This is a genomic window from Rhodococcus artemisiae, from assembly GCF_036327795.1.
GTDB lineage: Bacteria > Actinomycetota > Actinomycetes > Mycobacteriales > Mycobacteriaceae > Rhodococcus > Rhodococcus artemisiae.
Genome location: NZ_JAUTXY010000001.1, coordinates 591,279 through 613,847, shown reverse-complemented (window position 1 = coordinate 613,847; position 22,569 = coordinate 591,279). Strand labels below are relative to the sequence as shown.

Here is a 22,569-nt window from a genome sequence, read left to right as displayed (position 1 = left end):
TGCTGTGTCACTGTTGGCCTTCGGCGTACCAGGTGCGGAATTCGTCGTAGCTCGGCATTTCCTCCGAGTTCGCCTTGGGATCCACAGCGACGTGGATGACGCCCGGCCTACCGCTGGCGTAGGCCCGTTTGATGGCAGGTGCGATGTCTTCGTCGCGTTCGACGTACTCGCCGTAACATCCGAAGCCTTCCGCGACCTTGTCGAGGCGGGTTTCCTTGCTCCAGTGGACGCCTGTCTCGAGCGAGTCGTGACCGAAGGTGCGCTTGTAGACGCCGACTTCGAGACCCCAGGCGTAGTCGACACCGACGACACAGACGAGGGGAAGACCTACTCGCGCGGCCGTCTCCAGTTCGGCGATGTGGAACTGGAACGACGAGTCGCCGGTGATCAGCATCATCGGGCGCTTACCCTCGGCAGCGACACCGGCGCCGACAGCGTAGGGGAGACCGGTTCCGAGGTGGCCGAAGTTCTGGTTCCACATCACGTCGTGCGGCTTGGCCTGCGAGTACGTCCAGCCGAAGATCGTGGTGGCGCCACCGTCGCGGACCATGATGCCGTCGGCGGGGAACGCCTTCGTGGCCTCGACGATGAGGCGAGCCGGATGCACGGGGGACATCCCGGACGGTGCGGTTTCGGCAAGTTCGGCGAGCTGTTCGGCCTCCTGCTTGATCCAGCCCTCGAGTTCGGGGGTGGAGGTGCGCGGGGAATCCTTCAGTGCATCGACGAGCTGCGGGACGATCGCTCGCAGATCGCCGACCAACGGAACATCGATCGGGCGGTTGACGCCGATGGACGTCGGATCCTGCTCGATGAGGATCCAGTTGCGGTTTGCTTCGTTCGCGACCCAGTGCCGACCACGTCCGAAATGGACGGGCTCGCCGAGTTCGGTGCCGATGGCGAGACACAGGTCGGAGTTCACGACGGCGTCGATGGATGCTGCCGAGAAACCGTACGGGAACGTGCGGTCCTCGAGGCCCTCGATGAAGGACGTGCCGCCGGAGGTCTGGATCACCGGGCATGCCATGAGGTCGGCGAGTTCCTTGACGGACGCACCGGCCCTGGAGGTGTGCACGCCGTGGCCGACGAGGAGAACAGGTTGTTTTGCGGCCCCGATCAATTCGGCCGCCTTGGCGACCAGATCGGCTCCGGCGGTCTGGCCCACGAGGCGGTACTTCTCGGGCGGGAGAACCGGCGGAGCGTCGATCTCTTCGAGGATGACGTTCTGGGGGTACTCGATGTAGACCGGCCCGGGGGTACCCGAGAGTGCTTTGCGCAGACCCTCACGGATGATCTCGTCGGTCTGCTCGGGGTACTCGATGCTCGCGTGGTACTTCACGGAGTTCTCGACCAGAGCCATCTGCTGCACGAACTGGATCCGGCCACGCCGAACACGCTGCTCGGTGATGCGGGCGCGCTGACCACCGAGGAAGATCACCGGCGAGTTCTCGACCTTGGCGCACATGATGGCGCCGGACAGATTCGCAAGACCGGGGCCGAGCGTACCGATGCACACCGCGGCCTTGCCGGTCATGCGCGAGACGGCCTCCGCCATGAACCCGGCGGACTCCTCGTGATGGGGAGCCACCACATTCCAGCCGCGTTCCTCCGCGAGGCGGAACAGATGAACGAAGTTCGGATCCGGAATGCCGAACAGGGTGTTGATTCCTTCGGCTTCGAAGAGATCCAGAATTCGTTCGTAGACCTTAACCGACATGTGTAGTGCCCTCCATGGCTATCGCAAAGCTTTTCGTGATGTGGTCGACGTGGCCCGATACTGCGGGCAGAATCCACGGGTCGCTCGTATCGCGGATGGCTTCGACGTTGTCGGCGACCTCGTCGATCGACCAGGTCGGGCGATACACGCCCGGAGTCTCGGCGATGTAGACCCTCGCGACGCGGCCGGCGATAGCAGCGAACATTTCGCCTGTGACCGAGCATGATTCGTGAGCAAGCCATCCGACCACCGGTGCCGCAAGCTCCGGTCCCATGGGCGGGTAGGCAGAGGTGTCGAGTCCCTCGGCCAGCCTGGTCAGCGCCGCGGGAACGATCACGTTGGAGCGGACCCCGTGATCCGCCCCTTCGATCGCGGCGACGTTGGAGAGTCCGATCATCCCGGCCTTCGATGCCGCGTAATTGGCGACGTTCGCGTTGCCGTAGATACCCCCGATCGACGAGGTCAGCACGATCCGGCCGTACCCGGCATCACACATCAGCGGAAATGCCGGGCGGACAACGTGGAACGCGCCTCGCAGGTGGACGTCGAGTACCGCGTCGAAATCCTCGTACGACATCTCCGACAACGACGCGTAGCGATTGTTGCCCGCATTGTGGATGAGGATGTCGATGCGGCCGTAGCTGTCGAGTGCGGCCTGGACGATCGCCCGGCCACCCTCGGCGGTCGCGACGGACTCGACACACGCAACCGCCTCACCGCCGGTGGCCCGGATCTCCTGGACAACGTCCTCGGCCGGCCCCGAGTCGACGTTTGCTCCGTTGATCGCGGCGCCGGGGTCGTTGACGACGACCTTCGCTCCGAGCGACGCGAGCAACAGTGCGTAGTCGCGTCCCAGCCCTCGTCCGGCACCGGTGATGGCGGCGACACGATCATCGAATCGGAGTGTCACTTCTCGAACACCAGACCTTCCAGATCGCCGGTGCTGCGCCAGTTTTCGAGCAGCTCGGTGAGCTCGTAGAATCCGCCCCAGAACGGATCGCCGAGGAACGACCGTCCGTTCGGCTCGCCCTCACTGTTGTAGTAGCCGGGCGTGCATTCCGTCGTGAACGTGCTGTTGTCGACCGAGTACTGGCGGACTGTCTGGACCCAGCCCTCTTCGGCTTCCGAGGTCGGCTCGACGTGCGTGACCCCGCGGGACTGCGCCTCTTTGATGATGTACGCGATGTGGTCGGCCTGCTGCTCGAACATCAGTGTGGTGGCCGCCGTGACACCGCCCTGAACGAAGCCGGTCGCGAAGTGGTTCGGGAATCCGTGCGCCATGATTCCGTGCAGGGTACGGAATCCCTTGCCCCAGTGGTCGTAGAGCGAGGTTCCCTCGCGGCCGGTGAACGGCGCGATATCGAACTGACGCTCGAGGGCAGTGGTGATCTCGAATCCGCTGGCGAAGACGATGCAGTCGAACTCGTGCTCGACACCGTCCGCGATGATCCCCTTCTCCGTGATGCGTTCGACACCCTTCGTTTCGGACACATCGATGAGGGTGACGTTGTCACGGTTGAAGGTGGGCAGAAACTCGTCGTTGAAGACCGGGCGCTTGCACATGTTGCGGTAGTACGGCTTCAACTTCTCCGCGGTTTCCGGGTCTTCGACGATCGCCTCGACCCGCTGACGGAGCCGTTCCATCGCCTTGTAGTCCTCGATCTCCTTGAGTTCGAGGAACTTCTTCGGATCGGCAAGGGCAGCCCAGCCGTTCGTCTCGTTGAGTTTCGCGGCAAGGTTGCGCGCGACCTCGGTCCAACCGTCGCAGATGAGGTCGGGCTCGCCCGGGTTGTAGAAGGCGAATGCGGCGTTGTGGAAGTTGCGCTGCCGCTCTGCCCGCCAACCGGGCGTCAGGCTCTTCACCCATTCCGGGTCGGTCGGGTAGTTGGCGCGTTCGAAGACGTACGACGGTGTCCGCTGGAAGACGGTCAGGTGCTTCGCCCCGCGCGCGAGGTGCGGGATCGCCTGGATTCCACTCGAACCGGTGCCGATGATGGCGATCCGCTTGTCGCCGATCTTGTCGAGTCCACCGTGGAGGTCGCCGCCGGTGTAGTCGAAGTCCCAGCGGGCAGTATGGAAAGTGTGTCCCTTGAAGTCCTTGATACCCGGGATGCCGGGGAGCTTCGGCCGGTTGTACGGGCCCTGGCACATCACGACGAAGCGCGCGAGGATCTCGTCGCCGCGGTTGGTACTGATGCGCCAGCGCTTGATCTCTTCGTCCCACTCCAGCGACCGGATCAGGGTGTGGAAGATCGCGTGTTCGTAGAGCCCGAAGTGCTTGCCGATGCGCTGGGCGTGCTCGAAACATTCGTCGCCCTTGGAGAATTTCTCCTTCGGCATGTAGCCGGTTTCCTCCAGTAGCGGCAGATAGCAGTATGCATCCGAGTCGATCTGGATTCCGGGATAGCGGTTCCAGTACCAGACGCCGCCGAAGTCTCCGCCGAGCTCAATTATCTTGTAGTCCTCCACACCTTGTTGCTGGAGCCGGTGCGCAGTGATCAGGCCGCTGAAACCACCACCGAGGACCACAACCTCGACCTCGCCGATGATCGGTTCACGTGGCTCCACCGGCAGGTGCGGATCACCCGTGTAGAACTCTTCGAATTCCTCGTCGGCTTCGAGGTATTGCTGCTGGCCGTCGGAACGAAGACGCTTGTCGCGCTCGAGGAGATACTTCCGGTGCAGGGCTTCCTGATCGACCTCGGGTGTCTGCGATGGGGCGCAGGGTTGCATGTGAATGTCCTCGGTTAGTGGGGGGGTCGGGAGTCAGGCGAGATCTCGAGGAGCGCCGGTACCCATGTAGGTGGCCAGGTTGTGGTGAAGGTTGACGACGCTGCGTTCGCGATACGGGTTGGGGACCGGACCCGAGAATCCCCGGGTCTTCATGCCCTTCTGCACCGCGGACATGTTGTGGAAGTCCTGCGGGAGAACCGTGCGCCAGCCCGGATCGTCCGGCGGGGTGAACTCCCACTCTGTCTGCGGCTCCTCGCCGGCCGGGAAGAGTTCGTACACCGCCGCTTCGAAGATGCACTTGTCGGGATCGTCGCCGTACGGGCGTGCGCTGTAGCAGAGCATGTTGTTCAGTGCGTGGCCGATCTGGAAGTTCGGGAAGATCTGCCACGCGGTACCGCTCTTGGCGACGATCTCGGGCGGGACGGTCGGCCAGATCACGCCGCGCTCGGCGTCGTCGCGGCGAGCGGAATCGAGCCAGTGGCGTAGGACCTGGTCGGGAGGAGTGCCTTCGGGCAGTTCGTCGACGAGTCGCTGTGCAGCGTCGACGAGGGTCCGCGTGGTGTTGGTGTTCGCGTTCTCCCACGTGAAGTTCTGCATGTCGATCGTCGCCTTGCGGGCGTCCGGCCCGCTGCCGATCCGGAGCTTGGCCTGGTTCTCCTCCATGCCCTTGGGTGCGTCGTAGCCGATGTTGCTGTGCTTGCCCTGAGCCCTCGACCAGCCGAGGAACTTGCCGAAGTTCATGAACTCCGGGTGGGTGTACGGCACGTGGTAGGTCTCCATGAACGCCTCGAGGGCGACCTTCCAATTGCAGTCGAATACGAGCCACTTGCGCCAGCGGTAGCGCATGTTCTCCAGCTGGAAGGGATCGAGGAGCGACGCGGCGGGTTCGAGGTAGTCCCGCAGAGGCTCGCAGTCCGGATCCATGTTGATCCAGATCCATCCGCCCCAGGTGTCGACCTGGACCTCCTCGAGTCGCATCTTGTCGGCGGTCAGCTGGTCCTTCCAGTCGGCCTCCTCCGCGGCGAAGGTGTTGTTGCCCTCGATGTCGTAGCGCCAGCCGTGGAAGCCGCACACGAACTGCTTGACGCAACCACGGGCCTGACGCTGTCCGTCGGGTGTGTCGACGAGGCGGCGACCTCGATGTGAACAGACGTTGTGATAGGCGCGGATCGTTTCGGGCGACGTTCGCGTGATGATCAGCGAATCGTCCATGATTTCGTACGTGAGGTAGTCGCCGACCTTGGGGATCTCCTCGACACGGCCGACCTGCTGCCACACTTTGGCCCACAGCTTGTCGCCTTCGGCGCGGGCGTAGTCCCTCGAGAGGTACGCCTCGACGCCGATCGTCAGGGGTTCGGAGAGCGGTTCGGTTGCTACGGAGTCGGCTTCCTGGATGTTGTCGACAGTGTCGGTCATGAGAGATCCTCCTCGTGAAACTGGGCTGATTCAGCGAGTGATGGCGGTGCGGAAGGTTTCGTCCTTGAGGAACAGGGACGTATGGTCGGCACCCATATGGGTCCATTTGAGGTTCAGGCCTCCGTCGACGAGCACAGTCTGTCCCGTGACGTAACCGGAGAGGTCGGACAGCAGGAAGAGGATTGCACCTGCCTGCTCCTCGGGTGTGCCTCGCCGGCCCATCGCGATGGCCTGACGATCGCGCTCGGGGTCGGCATCGACGTATGTGCCCGAGGCGGGTGTCGCGGTGACGCCGGGTGCGATGGCGTTGACCCGGATGTTGTCGGTGGCGAGTTCGACTGCCATGGTGCGTGTCGCGGCGACGAGCGCCGCCTTCGCGGTTCCGTATGCGATGTGGAACGGCGCGGTGTTCATACCGCTGATCGACGAGATCGAGACGATCGATCCCGGCAGCGCGTTCTTCTTCAGTTCAGCCGCGACCGCCTGGCTCATGAAGAACATCGTTTCGAGGTTCTGCGTCATCAGTGCGCGCCAATCCTCCCGCGTCACGCGGGTGGCCGGCATCCAGGTGGCAGGTGCTGCACCGCCGGCGACGTTCACGAGCCCGTACAAGGTGCCGTCGGTTCGGCGGGCGGTGTCGAGAACCGTGGCGATACCGTTGTCGGTCGATGCGTCCGCTGCAACAGGAACCACCGAAAGACCCTCGGAAACAAGAGGTTCGATGTGTTCGTTGAGATTCTCCTCGGAGCGGCTCACAGCGATGACAGTGGCTCCGGCCTGCGCGACCATGCGGGTCACCGAGGTGCCGATGCCACCGCCTGCCGCTCCCGAGACGATGACGATACGGCCGGTGAGATCGAGGAAATCGTTGCTCATCGGATGTTCACTTCCCTTCGCGGATCGCGAGGACGCTACCTTCGGCGTCTGCGGAGACGTAGAGGGTGCCGTCGGGGCCTGCGGTGATTCCGGCGAAGGGCCCCTGCGGACCGGCGAACGGAATGAGCCCCTTCAGCGGCTTCGGGGTGATCCCCTCGGGTGCGCCGACCGGCAGATGGCGTGCGATGACCTGCTGGGCCTTGGTCTCGAGATCCACACTGATCAGCGTCTTGGCGTCGACGTCGACGATGTAGAGCTTTCCGTCGCGCACGACGATTCCCTGGGGCCGCTCGAGACCGTCGACGAGGGTGTCGACGCCGGCGCTCGTCACCGAGATGATCCTTCCGGCTCCGGCTTCGGAGATCAGGAGAGTGCCCTCCGAGGTGAACGCAAGTCCTGTCGGGTCCTGCAGGCCCGACGCCAGGACCTCCGCCTGGCCGGATCCGACAGAGTGGACCTTGCCCGTGCCGATGTCTGCCACTGCGACGGTTCCGGTGGCGGACACCGCCACGCCGTAGGCCTGCTCGAGTCCACCGAACAGCAGCTCGCTCTCGGCGGCGGCAGGCCGGTACCGTGAGACCGTGGTATCGCCGGCGACGATGAACTCGCCGTCGCCGACCGAGGTGATGCCCCGGATGTACCCGGGCCATCCGGGATGGAAGAGCATTGCGACGGTGCGAATTTCGCCACTCGCCTCGAGTGCGAGCAGAAAGGTGCCGTCGGCGACGTAGAGTGTGCCGTCCGTTCCCACTGTCAGGTCCAAGGGCCACGTGAGGCCGTCTGCGAGCGCGGTCTTCGTCTCGCCGCCGCCGAGAACCTCGGTGATCTGGCCGGTGAAGCTCGAGACGAACAGGCGGTCACCGACGAAGGTGAGATTGTCGAGACCCGATCCGATATCGGCCAGCACGGTGCTGTCGCCGGTGCGCGGGTCGATTCGGAGTACCTGTCCGGAGCCCACCTGCGGGGAGATGATGTAGCCCTGGGAGTCGAACTTCAATGCGACCGGAACACCGAGATCGCCTGCGACGCGCTCGGGTTCGCCGCCCTCCTGATCGATACGCCAGATGTCGTTGGTGCCGAGCGCCGGGTAGTACAGCTTGCCGTCCGGGCCGACCTCGAGGGCGTTCGGCAATTGGAGACCCTCGACGAGCACCTTCGGTGCGCCGCCGTTGAGGTCGATTTCCATCAGGCGTCCGTCGGGGCGGCACTCGTCGACGAAGAGCCGGCCTTGGTGGAAGGTGATGCCGTTGACGCCGGGGAGGTCGTCGCGCAATAGGCGCGTGCTTCCGTCGTCGGAGCGGATGCTGACTCGTCCGTCGTAGTACTCGGTGATGTAGAGCTCCCCGTCGGGGTCGAAGGCCAGGTCGTCGGGGGCGACGATGTCGCTGCCCTTGGGGCTGATGGTCTCCACTGCACCGTTGTCGGGATCGAACGCGCTGATCTGGCTACCGGCCACCTGCGCGACGTAGATGCGACCGTCTGCGCCGGCCCGGATGCCGTTTGCGCCGAACAGGCGGCTCGGGGAAGTGAGTCGTTTGAGACTCCACCCCTCGGCGAGGTGTGTCGTTGGACCCGTGTAGCGCGACCCTTGCGTCAAGGTAGGTCTCCTCCTGTGTGAGAACGCCGATCCGCACTCAGCGAGAACGTTGTTCCGCAGTGTTCGAGAGGGAGCGGCTCCGGTTTGTGGGTCTATGTCCGATTCTCATGGAGATTTAGTGATACAAGCCACTCCCGAGTGGTGACTGGCAGTTAATCACGAACCGGCCAGCGCTACAAGTATTGTTATCCTTGTAAGGATTGAGCTAGGCTGAACGGATGTGAAGAGAATCACGTTCTCGTGAGTGTGCGCCCCATGGAGTGGACGGGCAAGGGCTCGGTGTACAGCGGAGTCGGTGTGCAGCGGAGTCGGTGTGCAGCGGAACGGCCGGGCTCGGTCAGGAGATCGAGTCCGGCCGTTCTCGGGGGCGGCATCAGGGGTGGGTGCCCCGGAGTCAGTTACGTGGGCGTTGGCGTGCGGGGAACGTGTTGCGCGTCATTGCCGCCGACGCGTTGACGATGGTGTCACCGAACCGGTCGAGGACGAGGGCCTGGGTTGCTGCGAGGTGGGAGCGTGCGAGTCGCTCGGCCTCGGCCACGCGCCCGTCGGCGATTTCCTTGACGATGCGACGGTGTGCGTGGACGGCGTCTTCGGCCTTGCCCTCGGACGGATACTCGCCGCGGCGGGTGAGGGCCTCGGCCCAGGCTTCCTCCTGCGCGGACCACAGGGCGATATAACTGCGCACGGCGTAACGGATCGTGGCATTCGGCGTGAACGAGACGATCAGATCGTGGAACTCGCGAGCGGCCTGCGTGAATGCGACTCCGTCGCCGACGAGTTCGGCGGAGGCGTCGATGGATGCGTTGAGGGCCGGGACGACGATCTCGGCGCGGTCCGGGCGTTTCGCGCACTCGGTGACGCACATCGGCTCGAGTAGCTGTAGACCGGCGGCGAGATCTTCGAGTGTGACCCGGCCGGCCTGAAGCGAGAGCCCGAGGTGGTACGCGGCGGAGAATTCGTCGGGGCGATGCACGTCGGCGCCGCCGACGTTGCCACGGCGTACAGTGACAAGTCCTTCGGTTTCCAGAATGCGGAGGGCTTCTCGCACTGAGGGGTAGCTGACGCCGAAGTCCTTGACCAACTGGTCCTGTGTCGGCAGGCGGTAATCGTCGTCGGAAAGAATGTGGTCGCGTAGTTCGTCGGCGACGGTTTCGGCGATACGGCGCTGCGGCACCCGGCCACGCCGCGGGGTCGTCAAGAAACTCGCCTTTCACGCATGGGTTGCAGTCTAACGACAGGGGGTCTTTTCTTCCAAGTATTGTGAGGTTTAAAATTGGCAAGCATTGCTATCCTTGTGAGGATTGACGTAATGTCCGGGCATGGACTTCACGATGGGTGGTGCCGCCCTTGAACTGAGGGGTGAGCTGCGCCGGCTGGTGCATGAGCACGTCCCCCCTCATTTCCTCGGAGCATTCACCGACGACCCGAGTGATCTCGAAGCGGCGCAAGAGTTCTGCCGCCTCCTCGCGGACAGCGGGCTGCTGTGTATGACGTGGCCCGAGGAATTCGGCGGACGTGGTGCATCGATCTGGGAACAGACAGTGGTGCGAGAGGAGATGTGGGCGCACCACGAACCTCGAGGCGCGCAGTACATGGGCGTCAATTGGGTGGGTCCCACGATCATGCGTCACGGAACCGCGGAACAGCAGGATATTCACCTTCCGCCCATTGCGCGTGGCGAAGTGATCTGGTGTCAAGGATTCAGCGAACCCGAAGCCGGCTCCGACCTCGCGTCGTTGCGTACCGCTGCGCGCCGGGACGGCGACGGCTGGCTCATCTCCGGCCAGAAGATCTGGACGTCCTACGCCACGATGGCCCAATGGTGCTTTCTGTTGGCCCGCACCTCCAACAACGGGCGGAAGCAGCAGGGACTCACCGTCTTTCTCGTCCCTATGTCCGATCCTGCCATCGAGGTCCGCCCGATTCGGGCGATGCTGGGCCCACACCACCTCAACGAAGTCTTCTTCAACGACCTCCGCGTCACCGATGCCGATGTGCTCGGCACCGTCGACGAAGGGTGGAAGGTCGTGCAGGAAGTGCTTGCGTACGAACGCGTCGGAATCGCCCGCTACGCCCGCTGTGAGCGTCTGTTGCAGGCTGCACCGTCGGTCCTCGGTGCGCGATGGGACGACCTGCCGGGCGAGCTGAAGGCACGCTGGACCCGGATGCTTACGCACTGCCGTCGCGCAAGGCTGCTGGCGTACCGGGTGGTGTCGATGCAGAGCGGAGGCGCCGTCAAGCCCGGCGACGCCGCGGCGTACCGGATCGCGGTGACGACCCTCGATCAGGACAGCGCCGAGGTCCTCACCGAGATCGCCACGTATGCGACGACACCGAGCGCCGACACCGACGATTTCGACGACGACACCGCCAAGTGGTTCCGCCGCGCGGTCGAAGATCACTGGCGCTACTCACAGGCAGCCACGGTGGCCTCCGGCAGCATCGAGATGCAGCGGATTCTCTTGGCCCGAGCCCTCCTGGCGGCATCATGAACACTGAACTGAGCAAGGAAGCAACCGAGTACGGGCGCGAAGCGATCCGCGCTCTGGAAGCCGCGGGGGGAGACGATCTCGTCCAGCTGATCGAAAGCGATCCCGATCACCGCAGAACCACCGTCGAGCCGACGCTCGGTGAGCTCGGCGCCTGGGAGCTCGATCCCCGCGGGGATGCGGACGAACTCGAAGCGGCCGCAGCGCTGTGCCGCAGCGTGGGATACTGGGCGGTGCCCTACCCTGTGGCAGAAAGGCTCGCACGACCCGCCGACCTCGATGTCGACGGACTGGTCGTAGTGGACGATGCCGACCCGAAAGCGCCCATCGCGTGCCTCGATCTGCGGTGGGCTGCGGTGAGTATCGACGGTCGGCGCAGCCTCGTGGACGCCCGCCCACCGAGCACTCCGCCGCGCATGTCGGCGTTCACCTCCCAGCTCGACCTCCGGCCGATCGACGGCGACGGCGCGAAAGACCTGGCTCTCGCGTTGACACTTCCGTGCTGGACTCTCCTCGGAATGCTCGACCGAGCAATGGATCTGACCCGTTCACACGTACTCCTGCGCGAACAATTCGGGGCACCCCTCGCGACACTGCAGGGCGTCCAGTTCCAGCTCACCGAGGCGGAGGTGGAACGAACCGGACTCGACGCGCTCGCCAAGTACACACTGTGGAGCATCCAGGCGGGCAACGACGAGGCCGTCGACGACGCCCTCGCGTTCCGCTTGGCCGCCGTCGAAGCGGCGCAGATCGTGTTCCGGGTCGCGCACCAACTGCACGGAGCGAGCGGATTCTGCGACGAAACCACGGTGTCCTGGATCTCCCGCTACAGCATTCCGCTGCGCCGAATCCCGTGGGGCCCGTCCGGAACCGTCGATGCACTGACCAAGCGGATCGATCGGCGCGGGCTCACCGGCCTGTTCTCCGAAACTCCCGAGAACGCGTTGGCTCCCGAGAAGGCGATGCTGTGAAGTACGAACTCCCGGACGCGCTCACCGTCGAGTGCGAAGGCCCCGTCCGCATCGTGACGATCAACCGGCCCGATGAATTCAACGCCGTCGACAAGGATCTGCACTGGGCACTTGCGCACGTGTGGCGTCAGGTCGCCGCCGACACCGACGCTGCCGTGGTGATCCTCACCGGAGCGGGCCGTGCCTTCAGCGCCGGTGGCGACCTCGACTGGATCATCTCGTTCCTCGACGATCCGGTCGCGCGCGACGAGAGCGTCCGGGAAGGCGCCGAGATCATCGACGAGATGCTCCGCTTCCCGCTGCCCGTGATCGCGGCGGTCAACGGCCCCGCGGTGGGTCTCGGTTGTAGCGTCGCGGTGCTCTCCGATGTGGTCCTGATGTCGGACACGGCGTACCTGGCCGACCCGCACGTCGCAGTGGGGCTCGTCGCGGGAGACGGGGGCGCGGCCTTCTGGCCGCTGCTCACCCCCATCCTGCGCTCGCGCGAATACCTCTACACCGGCGATAGGATCCCGGCGACGACGGCAGTCGAACTCGGCCTGGCTTCGCGCGTCACTGCGCCCGACGACCTGTTGTCCGAGTCGCGTCGCCTCGCCGAACGCCTCGCGGCACAACCCGCACAGGCGTTGCGCAGTACGAAACGTGTGGTCAACATGTATCTGTCCCAAGCGCTCGGCGGTCCGATGCAGGCCGGTTTCGCGGCGGAGATCGCGACCATGCAGTCCGCCGAGCATCGCGACAGATTGCTCGCTCTCCGGGAGAATGCAGTCAACCGGGAGAATGCGGTGAGGAAGACTACGCCGAGGGAGAAGGAAGAAGCGCGATGAGTGCCGGGGCGACAAGCGTCGGAGCGTCCACACTCGAGGGCTTCCGGGCCTCGGTCCGCAGCTGGTGCCGCGACCATATCCCCGCAGACTGGCGCCGGGCCCAAACCGATGTCCCCGACGACGAATTCGTCCGCTTTCAGAAGTCCTGGTTCCAGGAACTACGCGGAGCCGGCTTCGCCGTGCCGCACTGGCCGGAGGAATGGGGAGGCGGCATGTCTGTCGCCGAACAGGTCGTGCTGTACCAGGAACTGGCCGCCCACGACGCACCCCGACTGGTTCTGCCCTTCGTCTCGATCCACCACGCCGCATCGACGCTTCTCGCCGCCGGCACCGACGAACAACGGAACCGCCATCTCCCCGCGATCCTCGACGGCGAGATCTGGTGCCAGGGCTTCTCCGAGCCCGGCGCGGGATCCGACATGGCGGCACTCGCGACCAGCGCCCGCAAGGACGGCGACGTCTACATCGTCAACGGTCAGAAACTGTGGGCCAGCGGCGCGTTGTACGCCGACCGGTGCCTGCTGCTGGCCCGCACCGATCCCGACGCCCCGAAGCGCAAGGGCATCTCGTACTTCCTGATGGACATGCGTACTCCCGGAGTCGAAGTGCGTCCGATCAGGCAAGCGACCGGCGAAGCGCACTTCTGCGAGATATTCCTCAACGATGTCGCCATTCCTGCGACGAACCTCGTCGGACCCGAGAACGAAGGATGGCGGGTCGCGCAGGAAACACTCGGAGCCGAGCGCGGCATGACCATGCTCGAACTCACCGAGCGACTGAGTCACGGCGGGTTCCGCCTGCTCGTCGACCTGTGCACCCGACCGGGCCCCGACGGGACGACCCCACTCGACGACACTCGTGTCGCAGACAGGCTCACCACACTCGAGATCGAACTCACGGGGCTGCGCGCATTGGTGACGGATTTCGTCGCCGCGAACCGGCCGGGGCCGGCCGACGCGTCGATCGTCAAGCTCTACTACAGCGAGTTGCTCCAGCGCATGACCGATTTCGGCACTGAGATCGCGGGTCTCGCCGCACACACGGATCTGCGGAAACCTCAGTCCAGCGGGTGGGAATCAGGGGCATGGATGCTCGATTTCATCGGCTCGTGGGAGTGGACGATCCCAGGCGGAACCAGCGAAATCCAACGCACCATCATCGGGGAACGTGGCCTCGGTCTGCCCCGCGAGCCGACAGGACATCGATGACCGACTCACTCCCAGACCTGTCCGAGTTCCATGACGAACTACGGTCCGTCGCGCGAGGCCTGTTGGCACGGTCAGGCCACGACGCGCCGGTCGACTGGGAGTCGATCAGCACGTCCGGATGGCTCGGCCTCGAAGTTCCGAGCGAATTCGACGGTGCCGACGCCACTTTCGCCGAGGTTGCCGTGATTCTCCGGGAGATCGGCCGCGCGTCCGCACGCGGGCCCTATCCGGCGGTCGCGTCACTCACCGTGGCGGCCCTCGCGCTCCTCGAATCCGGCCCCGAGCGTGAGCGTCTACTCCGCGACACAGCCTCGGGAAGCACCGTTCCGGTGTTCGTCCTCGGCGGGGAATCAGCAGGCCGGACCCAGTTCCAGGTGGAGGTCGGGCCGCAGGGAGCGTTTCTGCGGGGCGCCGCGACATTCGTGCTCGACGCTCCCGGCGCAGGCCGGCTCCTCGTACCGGCGCGAGAACCCGATGGCACGATCGTCGTCATCGATCTCGACCCGCGGGCGCCCGGACTCGTGGTGACCGAACAGCCGGTCGTGGACGCGACACGCAGTTTCGGCACGGTGCTCGCCGAGGGGGTGACGATCCCGCCGGAATCGTTGTGGAGATTCCACGGTGATCCGCAGGAGGCACTGCACCGGCTGCACGACCGTGCTGCTGTGGCCGTGGCCTGCGACAGTCTCGGCGTGGGCGAGGCGATGCTCGACGCTACCGTTGCCTACGCCGGGATGCGCGAGCAGTTCGGACGCAAGATCGGCTCGTTCCAGGCGGTCAAGCATGCCTGCGCCGACATGTTCGTCCAGGTGACGGTGGCCCGAACTCTGGTCGACGCGGCAGTGCTCAGCCTGGTGTCCGCAGACCCGGAGGCAACGACTGCGGCCTCGATGGCCAAGTCCTACAGCTGTGCGGCGGCCGTCGAGATCGCCGGCAAGGCCATGCAGTTGCACGGGGGAATGGGTTACACGTGGGAGAGCGGCATCCACGTGTATCTCAAGCGCGCGACGCTGAACCGCTCGCTGTTCGGCTCACCTTCTCTGCACCGGGCGTACCTCGCCCAACGGTACCGGTCCGCCTCCTGAATCCGAATGCGAGAGGGCCTGCACACGCTGGCAGCGTGTGCAGGCCCTCTCGCTCAGGCAGGTGACTATGTCTGGAGACGCTTGATGGCGAGCTCCTTGATGTCGCTCGACTTGATCTTCGCGGTGCCGGTGAGACTGATCTCCTCGTTGTCGAAGAACAGCACCTCCCGCGGAACCTTGTAACTGGCAAGCCGCTCGCGTAGGTATCCACGAACCCCGTCGACATCGAGGTCGGCTCCTGCGTGCGCCACTATGCAGGCGACTACGACCTCCCCGAGCGTGTTGTGGGGGACACCGACCGTGCGCGCCACCTTGACCCCGGGATGCGCGACGAGCGCTTCGTCGACCTCGAGGGGCGACACGTTCGCGCCGCCGGTCTTGATGATGTCGGTGAGCCGGCCCTCCCAGTAGAGGCGCCCGGTGTCGTCGACGTAGCCGCCGTCGCCGGTGTGGAAGAACCCGTGGTCGTCGACCGTCTCACTGAGCGGAGTACCGACGTACCCGAGCATCAACGTCGGTCCCTTGACGCAGATCTCGCCTCGCTCACCTCGGGGGACGACCTCGCCCGTCAATGCATCGACGATTCGGATCGTCACTCCGGGCAACGGCTTTCCGCTGCTGCCCGCGGCCACAGCTGACGGCGTATTGGCGGGGTAACACGTACTGATCGTGAAGGTTTCGGTATTTCCGTACGCGTGGCCCGGCTCGTACCACTCGTCGGTCACCGTGGGATGACGTGCAACCGGGGTATTGAAGTCGACGTAGCGGAGGCTGCTCAGATCCGCCTTGTCCCAGTTCGGGGCGCCGACGAGCTGAGCCCACTGGTGTGGCCAGGCGAAGGGGAAGTTCACCCGTTCCTTCTCGATGAGCTCGAGTGCTTCGCCCGGATCGAAGGTCGGTTGCAGGACCAGCGACCCACCACTGGCGAGGGTGTTGCCGAGGGCCATCGCGAAATTCCCCGACCAGAAGTAACCGTTCGCCGTCCAGCACCGAATGTTCAGCTCGGGCGAGAAGCCGTACATCCGCCGGAATCGCCACATCTGAATGGACACGCCGCGATGCGCGCTCAGAATGCCTTTGGGCTTGCTGGTCGAACCGGAGGAGAAGAACAGCACGGCCACATCGCTGGGCTGTACTGCCGCAGCGGACGCCTCGACCAGTTCGCGGGGCTGTGATTCGCCGTGGGTGAGGAACTCGTCCCACGTCTCGATCGACTCGGACTCGATCGACTCGGACTCGATCGACTCGCCTTCGGCCTTCTTGCCCACCATCGCGACGTGTCGGAGGAAAGGGAACTTCGCCGAGTGGACCTCGGCGCCTCCGGCCGTTCCGATCTGCGGTTCCAGATCGGTCAGGGCTGCGGCGAAGTCCGTTTTCAGGACATTGCGCTCGAACAGCAGGATCTCCACACCCGAGGTCTCGAGCATGTACTCGAGCTCCGACGGGGTCGAGAACGTGCTGAGTGTGACTGCGACACCCCCCGCAAGGGAGGCGCCGAAGACCGCCGTGATCCACTCGGGGCGGTTCGTCATCAGCACGCCTACGCGCCCGTCCTTCGCGAGGCCGAGTCCCCGCAGTGCGCGCGCGACGTCGATCGCACGCTCCCACAGTTCGGAGTAGGTCCATCGGGTGACGCCGTCGGTGGCGAGCGCCGCCCGTTGACACTGGTCTCCGTGCATCACGAGCGCTTCGCGATCGCCGTACAGCTCGGTCACCTCGCGCAGAAAACCGGGCAAAGTGAGTGCCCCGAGCCCGGGTTCGTCGCTCAACGGTGGTCCCGACACGATCGAAACAGAGTCCACCGCTTCTGCCTTCGTCTCAGTACTCATGCATGACTTCCTGTTGTCTGCGCGGTGCCGCTAGAGCGGCAGCTCGACCTCGGCGAGGGAGGACACGAGGACAGTGCCGTCCTGGTTGGTCAGCCGGAGCTTGACCTGGACGAGCGGTACGCCCCAGGCCGACATGGGCTCCTTGTCGACGATCTCGGCGTCGAAGTACGTGACGTCGCCTTCGAAGGCAGGCCCGCGGAAATCCGATTTGATGTGGCGCACCATGCCGTCGAGGCCGGCCCAGTTGGCAAGGAAGTCGGTGCACCAGGCGCCCATCGTCGCGCCGTATCCGTAGGCGCGCGCCATGCCGACCTCGCCGGCCTTCTCCTCGTCGATGTGTCCGCGGGACGGGCCGACGTAGAGGCCGTCGCGCTTACGCGGATCGATCTTGGCGCCTTCCTCGTCGAAGCCGAAACCTTCGACCCAGCCCGGATCCTGGTAGACCCACGGATCCTCGATGCCCTCGGGTGCCACCCACTCGAACGTGCCCCAGATGTTGAAGAGGAATGCACGGTACTCGGTGGTGAACGAGGCGATGGTGTGGGGCCCGAGGACCCGTCGGGGCAGTGTGTCGCCGATCTTGACCTCGTCGAACCGCGGAGAGATTCCGGACCGGGTGGTCAGGAGCCATTCGTAGCGGAGATTCTCGATGTCGAGCAACTCGGCGTTGGTCCACTTCTTCTTCTCGCCGAGTTGGTTCTCGTACATCCCGCGCTTGGTGGCCTCGGCGGACAGATACCGGATGGCGGTGGAACGCTCCTTGGCGACGAGGACGCCGTTCTGATTCTTGTGGACGGTATCGCCGCGCGAGAACATGGTGGGGCCGGCGAACTTCGTCTCGGTCACCTTGTAGTCGTGGAAGCGCCGCTCCTGGAACAGCTTGTCGCCCGGGCGGACCGGGCAGCCGTAGAACCACCATTCTTCGCCGCCGAAGATGAGATGACTCTCGGGGATGTGTCCCACACACGCCGGCGCCGCGCCGTGGCCGTAGTCCAATCCTACGGCGATCGACTGCGGGGCAATGATGCCGCCGTATCGCGAATTGCGTGCGAATTCGTGATCCCAGTGGATCGGATTGGGATTGTCCATCGCCATCACCCACCGACGGATGTCGGAGGTGCTGCACGGATCCCACAGTTGTCCGCCGCCGATGGGTTTTCCGACGCGATGGTCGACGTCGGACAGGTCGAGTTCGACAGGACTGGTGTTTTCGGACTTCTTTGTCACTGGTGCTCCTGTTATCGATTGACATCGACGACGATGCGGCCGCGCACCGTGCCGTCCATGAGCTGGTTCGCCGCGGTGATCGCCTCCTCCAGCGACACCTCCTGGGTGATTGTGTCGAGCGTGCTCGCCTCGAGATCGCGGGACAGGCGTGCCCACGCGGTGAGGCGCCGTTCGCGCGGTGCCATCACGCTGTCGATCCCGAGCAATGACACCCCGCGAAGGATGAAGGGCGCCACCGAGGCCGGGAAATCCATGCCCTGTGCCAGTCCGCACGCGGCCACGGCGCCGCCGTAGCGGGTCTGCGCGCACGCATTGGCAAGGGTGTTGCTGCCTGCCGTATCGATGACGCCGGCCCACCGCTCCTTCTGCATGGGCTTTCCGGTCGAGGAGAGTTCGGTGCGGTCGATGATGGTGGCGGCGCCCAGCTGTTGCAGGTATTCGGCCTCGGCTGTCTTTCCGGTCGCAGCGGTCACGGTGAACCCGGCCTTCGTCAACAGAGCGATCGCGACGCTGCCGACACCACCCGTTGCGCCGGTGACCAGGATTTCGCCCTGCTCGGGGGTCACGCCGAAGTCCACCAGGGCATCCACGCACAGGCTCGCCGTGTATCCGGCCGTGCCGATCGCCATCGCCTGCCGCGCAGTGAATGCTTCGGGCAGGGGGATCAGCCAGTCGCCCTTCAGTCGTGCCTTCTGGGCGAATCCGCCCCAGTGGGTCTCGCCCACGCCCCAACCGTTGAGTACGACGCGGTCGCCCACCTTCCACTCCGGGTTCGAGCTGTCGGTGACGACCCCTGCGACATCGATACCGGGAACCATCGGAAATTTCCGCACCACAGGAGATTTGCCGGTGATGGCCAGCGCGTCCTTGAAATTCAGTGTGGAATATTCCACGTCGACGGTCACGTCCCCTTCGGGGAGTGCAGATTCGTCAATGCTCGTGCGCGTCACCGTCTGGCCGGTTTCGCCCTTCTCGATCACTACTGCCGAAAACATCAGAAACCGAATTCCTTCCTCAGCCCACCCGGGCACGTACGGAGGTTGCGCTCGGTTCGCACGCTACTTCAATCATTACAAGGATGGCAATACTTGAATGTTGGCGTGGGAATGGTGATACTTCCTGTGATCGCCGTCACGCTCAGGCGTCTCGATTGTCCGGGCTGTCGATCGCTGTACGCCGATATCCGTTGCCGTACCTCGACCTCCGACCGTCCACGGGCTTCGTCCGGGACGACTCCATTCTTGTGAGAGGCCATGATGTTTCGACACAGACGTGTACTTTCAGCAGGCGCAGCGGTATTCGCTGCCGTCCTCCTCCTGAGCTCGTGCGGCGACTCGGGTTCGGACGGTTCGAGCGCGCCGATCGAATCGGGGGATCCGGTCGCGGGAGGCACCCTCGAGGTACTGCAGACAGGTGAGCCACGGTCGCTCGATCCTGCCGCGTTGACCAACTACTGGGCATTCCAGCCCACGCTCGGCAACGCGCTGTACGGCACCTTGATGATCAACGATGTCGAGAGCCTCGAGATCGACTACAAGATGGCCACCGAGTTCTCGACCCTCGACGGGGGCAAGTCCTTCACCCTGAAGCTTCAGCCCGACCTCGTCTTCACCGACGGCACACCGCTCGACGCCGGAGCCGTGAAGTACAACTGGGATCGGCTGACCGATCCCGCGCTGGGATCCACTTCGGGACGGTGGGCAGCGCAGATCGAGGAGACACGCGTCGAGGATCCGACCACGCTCACGGTCACGATGCGATCGGAGAACCCGCACTACGCGCAGGCGGTCGTGGGGAGTTCACTGAACTGGATCGCATCCCCCGCGGCCCTCGAACAGGGCCAGGCCGCATTCGACGAGAATCCCATCGGTGCGGGACCGTTCACCCTGGAATCGTGGTCGCGTCAGGACGCTGTGAGGCTGACCAAGAACCCGGATTACTGGGATGCGCCCAAGCCGTATCTGGACAGCCTCACGATCCGCACGGTGAGCGACACCAACCAGCGCGTGAACGCGATGACCACCGGCGCAGCGGATCTCGCGTCGGAGACGAACTGGGAGAGCATCGACAAGCTCGAGAGTGCGGGCCTCAACGCCGAAGTCGTGGCGACCGGTGGCGGTCAGTTCATGGGCATGAACTTCCGGCGCGCGCCGTTCGACGACGAGCGCGCACGTCGCGCCGTGGCACTCGCCGTCGACCTCGACGCGATCAACACCGCTGTCTACAACGGGCTGGGCGAGGTGCCGAAAACGCTCTTCGCCGAGAGTTCCCCGTTCTTCACCGACATCCCGCTCGAGGAGACCGATCCTGAGACAGCCCAGAAGCTGTTCGACGAACTCGCCGGAGAAGGCAAGCCGGTGTCGTTCTCGTTCCTGTCGTACCCGACCACCGAGAGCAGAACCCTCGGTGAGGCACTCCAGGCGCAGCTCAGCGCATTCGAGAACGTCGAAATGAACGTCGACGTGGTCGACTACCCCCAGGCTGTGGCCCGGACCGGATCCCACGACTTCGACATGCTGATCTCCTCGGCCGTCATCCAGGACCCCGACTCCCCGCTGTGGCTGGCCTTCCACAGTGCCTCGGCCGGCAACAACGTGGGCGTGTCCGATCCCGAGCTCGATGCTGCGCTCGATGCCGGCCGCATCTCGGAGGACGTCGACGAGCGTAAGCCCGCGTACAACACGGTGCAGGAGCGTCTGACCGAACTCGTCCCGGGCATCTGGTACTACCGCGCCGTCCCCGGAGTCGTATGGGCCGACAACGTGCACGGTGTCGAGGTGTATGCGCTCGGATCGCCGCTGCCCGAGGAAATCTGGGTTACCGAATAGCCCTGACCGCGAATCTCGGAAGTGCCTGCTGCGGGTAGTGGTCCCGATGGGGCTGGTATCCGCAGCAGGCCCGGAACTACGACAGGAGTGCAAGTGCCAGTGAGTCGACTGCACGTGTTGCCGCGAGTCCGTGCACGGCGAGGGATTTCTCGACCGTTGCTTCTGGCCGTCGCGTCGGTGATGGTGGCCGCCGGGTGCGGTGGTGGGAATTCGTCGGGAGGTGGAGGCACAGGTTCCGACACGCCCGTACCCGGCGGCGAACTGGTGATGGCCATCAACGTCGAGGGCAAGACGATGGATCCGGTCTGGTGTGCCAGCAACGCATTCGAACGATGTGTGCCCGTCTTCGGCACCCTCATGCGCTACGACGTCGAGGACGAACAGTTCGTGCCCTCGATGGCGTCGTCGTTCGACTCCGAGGACGGCCGGACATGGACCTTGACACTTCGGGACGGTGTCCGGTTCACCGACGGCACCCCGTTCGACGCCGATGCTGTCGTCTTCAATTGGGATCGCATCAAGGATCCAGCGAATCTCTCGCCCTCTGCTCTGGTCGCGGCTCCGCTCACGTGGCGGGTCGTCGACCCACTCACAGTCGAAGTCGTCTCGGAACAGACGAACTTCCAGCTTCCCTGGGCATTGACACAGGGCCTCGGCATGATCGGGTCACCGACAGCGATCGCGCAGCTCGGCCCCGATTTCGGAAACGCGCCGATCGGTGCCGGTCCCTTCACCCTCGATACCTGGGTCCGGAATTCGAAAGCAACCTACACGGCCAACCCCGGTTACTGGAACGAAGGCGCCCCGTATCTCGACAGTTACGTACTCGAGGTGATCGGCCAGGACGACCAGCGTCTGAACGCGTTGCGTGCCGGCGAGGTCGACATCGACTGGTCTCTTCTGGCGAAGGATGCCAAGGCGATCGAAGCGGAGGGGTACACGGTCCACAGCTTGCCCCTCGTCGGCGGAACCGGCCTGAATTTCAACCTCGAAGACCCCGACCTGAAGGACCCGCAATTACGCCTCGCAATCCTGAGGACGTTCGACAGCGCCCAGATCAACAGCGCCGTGTACCCGGGCGACGAACCGGTCGACGCGTTCCTCTACCCGGACAGTCCCTACCGCGACGACTCGCTCGGGAAGTTCCCCGAGAAGGGCATCGACGAGGCGCAGAAGCTGTTCGACGAGTATCTGGACCGCACCGGCCAGTCAGATCTGACCTTGCGTCTGAGCACATTCGCGGGTCTTCCCGCACTCGAACAGGTGTCGCAGATCCTGCAGTCGCAGGCACAACAGATCGACGGACTCACCATCCAGATCGACGCTATGGACTACGCCACGCTCGAAGGTGCCCTCAACGCGGGTGAGTTCCAGCTCGGCATCGCGGCCGCCCTGTCGCAGAACATGGACGGCATCTACGAGCGGTTCCACTCCAATGGCACGCGCAACATCACCGGCTACTCGAATCCCAAGGTGGACGAAGCATTCGAGACGAGCCGGGCATCACAGGATCCGGAGGCGGTCTCCAAGGCCTACGAAGTGGTCAATGGGGAGATCTCCAACGACGCCCCACTGCGGAACTGGCGATACCAGACCGGATACCTCTTCACCCAGGACTACGTGAAGGACCTGATCATCACGGGCACGCCGAGTGGAGCGGGCGTCTACCTGGACGAGGCATGGGTCGACAAGTAGCGGGGAAGGCCGAATAGCGGGGCGACAGAGGAAGAGGTGATCGAAACGTGGTCGGACCCTCGATGAGGCGAAGC

At 64.6% G+C, this 22,569-nt stretch carries 17 protein-coding genes; 7 read left to right on the top strand and 10 right to left on the bottom strand.

Going from position 1 to position 22,569, the window contains the following annotated elements:
* Positions 1-7: 7 nt before the first annotated feature.
* The 7 genes from Q7514_RS03000 to Q7514_RS02970 form a co-directional block, all read right to left on the bottom strand.
* Positions 8-1,714, bottom strand: a complete 1,707-nt coding sequence (locus tag Q7514_RS03000; protein ID WP_330131755.1) for a thiamine pyrophosphate-binding protein — start codon at positions 1,712-1,714, stop codon at positions 8-10.
* The gene (locus Q7514_RS02995; protein WP_330131754.1) at positions 1,704-2,624 is read right to left on the bottom strand and encodes an SDR family NAD(P)-dependent oxidoreductase; all 921 of its coding nucleotides are present in this window, start codon (positions 2,622-2,624) and stop codon (positions 1,704-1,706) included. The genes Q7514_RS03000 and Q7514_RS02995 overlap by 11 nt, the downstream gene beginning before the upstream one ends.
* On the bottom strand, positions 2,621-4,447 hold the full coding sequence (locus Q7514_RS02990) for a flavin-containing monooxygenase (protein WP_330131753.1): 1,827 nt from the start codon (positions 4,445-4,447) through the stop codon (positions 2,621-2,623). The genes Q7514_RS02995 and Q7514_RS02990 overlap by 4 nt, the downstream gene beginning before the upstream one ends.
* 33 nt (positions 4,448-4,480) lie before the next feature.
* A complete protein-coding gene (locus Q7514_RS02985) occupies positions 4,481-5,863 on the bottom strand; it encodes an aromatic ring-hydroxylating oxygenase subunit alpha (protein WP_330131752.1) in 1,383 nt (460 codons plus the stop codon).
* Positions 5,864-5,893: 30 nt separating this feature from the next.
* Complete coding sequence (locus tag Q7514_RS02980; RefSeq protein WP_330131751.1) at positions 5,894-6,739, bottom strand: SDR family NAD(P)-dependent oxidoreductase; 846 nt, start codon at positions 6,737-6,739, stop codon at positions 5,894-5,896.
* 7 nt (positions 6,740-6,746) lie between these two features.
* Positions 6,747-8,336: an SMP-30/gluconolactonase/LRE family protein gene (locus tag Q7514_RS02975; protein WP_330131750.1), complete on the bottom strand. Its 1,590-nt coding sequence runs from the start codon at positions 8,334-8,336 to the stop codon at positions 6,747-6,749.
* 394 nt (positions 8,337-8,730) lie between these two features.
* Positions 8,731-9,534 carry a FadR/GntR family transcriptional regulator gene (locus Q7514_RS02970; RefSeq protein WP_330131749.1) on the bottom strand — a complete coding sequence of 268 codons (804 nt, stop codon included), beginning with the start codon at positions 9,532-9,534 and terminating at the stop codon, positions 8,731-8,733.
* A gap of 121 nt (positions 9,535-9,655) precedes the next feature.
* On the opposite strand from Q7514_RS02970, the gene Q7514_RS02965 reads away from it, so the two are divergent.
* The 5 genes from Q7514_RS02965 to Q7514_RS02945 are packed head-to-tail and all read left to right on the top strand — an operon-like array spanning position 9,656 to position 14,916.
* A complete protein-coding gene (locus Q7514_RS02965) occupies positions 9,656-10,828 on the top strand; it encodes an acyl-CoA dehydrogenase family protein (protein WP_330131748.1) in 1,173 nt (390 codons plus the stop codon).
* Positions 10,825-11,796: an acyl-CoA dehydrogenase family protein gene (locus Q7514_RS02960; RefSeq protein WP_330131747.1), complete on the top strand. Its 972-nt coding sequence runs from the start codon at positions 10,825-10,827 to the stop codon at positions 11,794-11,796. The genes Q7514_RS02965 and Q7514_RS02960 overlap by 4 nt, the downstream gene beginning before the upstream one ends.
* A complete protein-coding gene (locus Q7514_RS02955; RefSeq protein ID WP_330131746.1) occupies positions 11,793-12,623 on the top strand; it encodes an enoyl-CoA hydratase/isomerase family protein in 831 nt (276 codons plus the stop codon). Before Q7514_RS02960 ends, Q7514_RS02955 begins: the two co-directional genes overlap by 4 nt.
* Positions 12,620-13,831, top strand: a complete 1,212-nt coding sequence (locus Q7514_RS02950; RefSeq protein WP_330131745.1) for an acyl-CoA dehydrogenase family protein — start codon at positions 12,620-12,622, stop codon at positions 13,829-13,831. The genes Q7514_RS02955 and Q7514_RS02950 overlap by 4 nt, the downstream gene beginning before the upstream one ends.
* Positions 13,828-14,916: an acyl-CoA dehydrogenase family protein gene (locus Q7514_RS02945; RefSeq protein WP_330131744.1), complete on the top strand. Its 1,089-nt coding sequence runs from the start codon at positions 13,828-13,830 to the stop codon at positions 14,914-14,916. Before Q7514_RS02950 ends, Q7514_RS02945 begins: the two co-directional genes overlap by 4 nt.
* Positions 14,917-14,981: 65 nt before the next feature.
* On the opposite strand, the gene Q7514_RS02940 is transcribed toward Q7514_RS02945, so the two are convergent.
* From Q7514_RS02940 to acuI, 3 genes are read right to left on the bottom strand one after another with little or no spacing between them, the layout of a single operon-like run.
* On the bottom strand, positions 14,982-16,745 hold the full coding sequence (locus Q7514_RS02940; RefSeq protein WP_330131743.1) for a class I adenylate-forming enzyme family protein: 1,764 nt from the start codon (positions 16,743-16,745) through the stop codon (positions 14,982-14,984).
* A 30-nt stretch (positions 16,746-16,775) separates the two neighbouring features.
* Positions 16,776-17,972 carry a MaoC family dehydratase gene (locus Q7514_RS02935; RefSeq protein ID WP_330131742.1) on the bottom strand — a complete coding sequence of 399 codons (1,197 nt, stop codon included), beginning with the start codon at positions 17,970-17,972 and terminating at the stop codon, positions 16,776-16,778.
* Positions 17,973-17,983: 11 nt separating this feature from the next.
* Positions 17,984-18,967, bottom strand: a complete 984-nt coding sequence (gene acuI, locus Q7514_RS02930) for an acrylyl-CoA reductase (NADPH) (protein WP_330131741.1) — start codon at positions 18,965-18,967, stop codon at positions 17,984-17,986.
* Between the two features lie 258 nt (positions 18,968-19,225).
* On the opposite strand from acuI, the gene Q7514_RS02925 reads away from it, so the two are divergent.
* Together Q7514_RS02925 and Q7514_RS02920 are read left to right on the top strand one after the other, a co-directional pair.
* Positions 19,226-20,800, top strand: coding sequence for an ABC transporter substrate-binding protein (locus Q7514_RS02925; RefSeq protein WP_330131740.1), 1,575 nt, complete (start codon positions 19,226-19,228; stop codon positions 20,798-20,800).
* Positions 20,801-20,893: 93 nt separating this feature from the next.
* The gene (locus Q7514_RS02920) at positions 20,894-22,495 is read left to right on the top strand and encodes an ABC transporter substrate-binding protein (RefSeq protein WP_330131739.1); all 1,602 of its coding nucleotides are present in this window, start codon (positions 20,894-20,896) and stop codon (positions 22,493-22,495) included.
* Positions 22,496-22,569 lie beyond the last annotated feature (74 nt).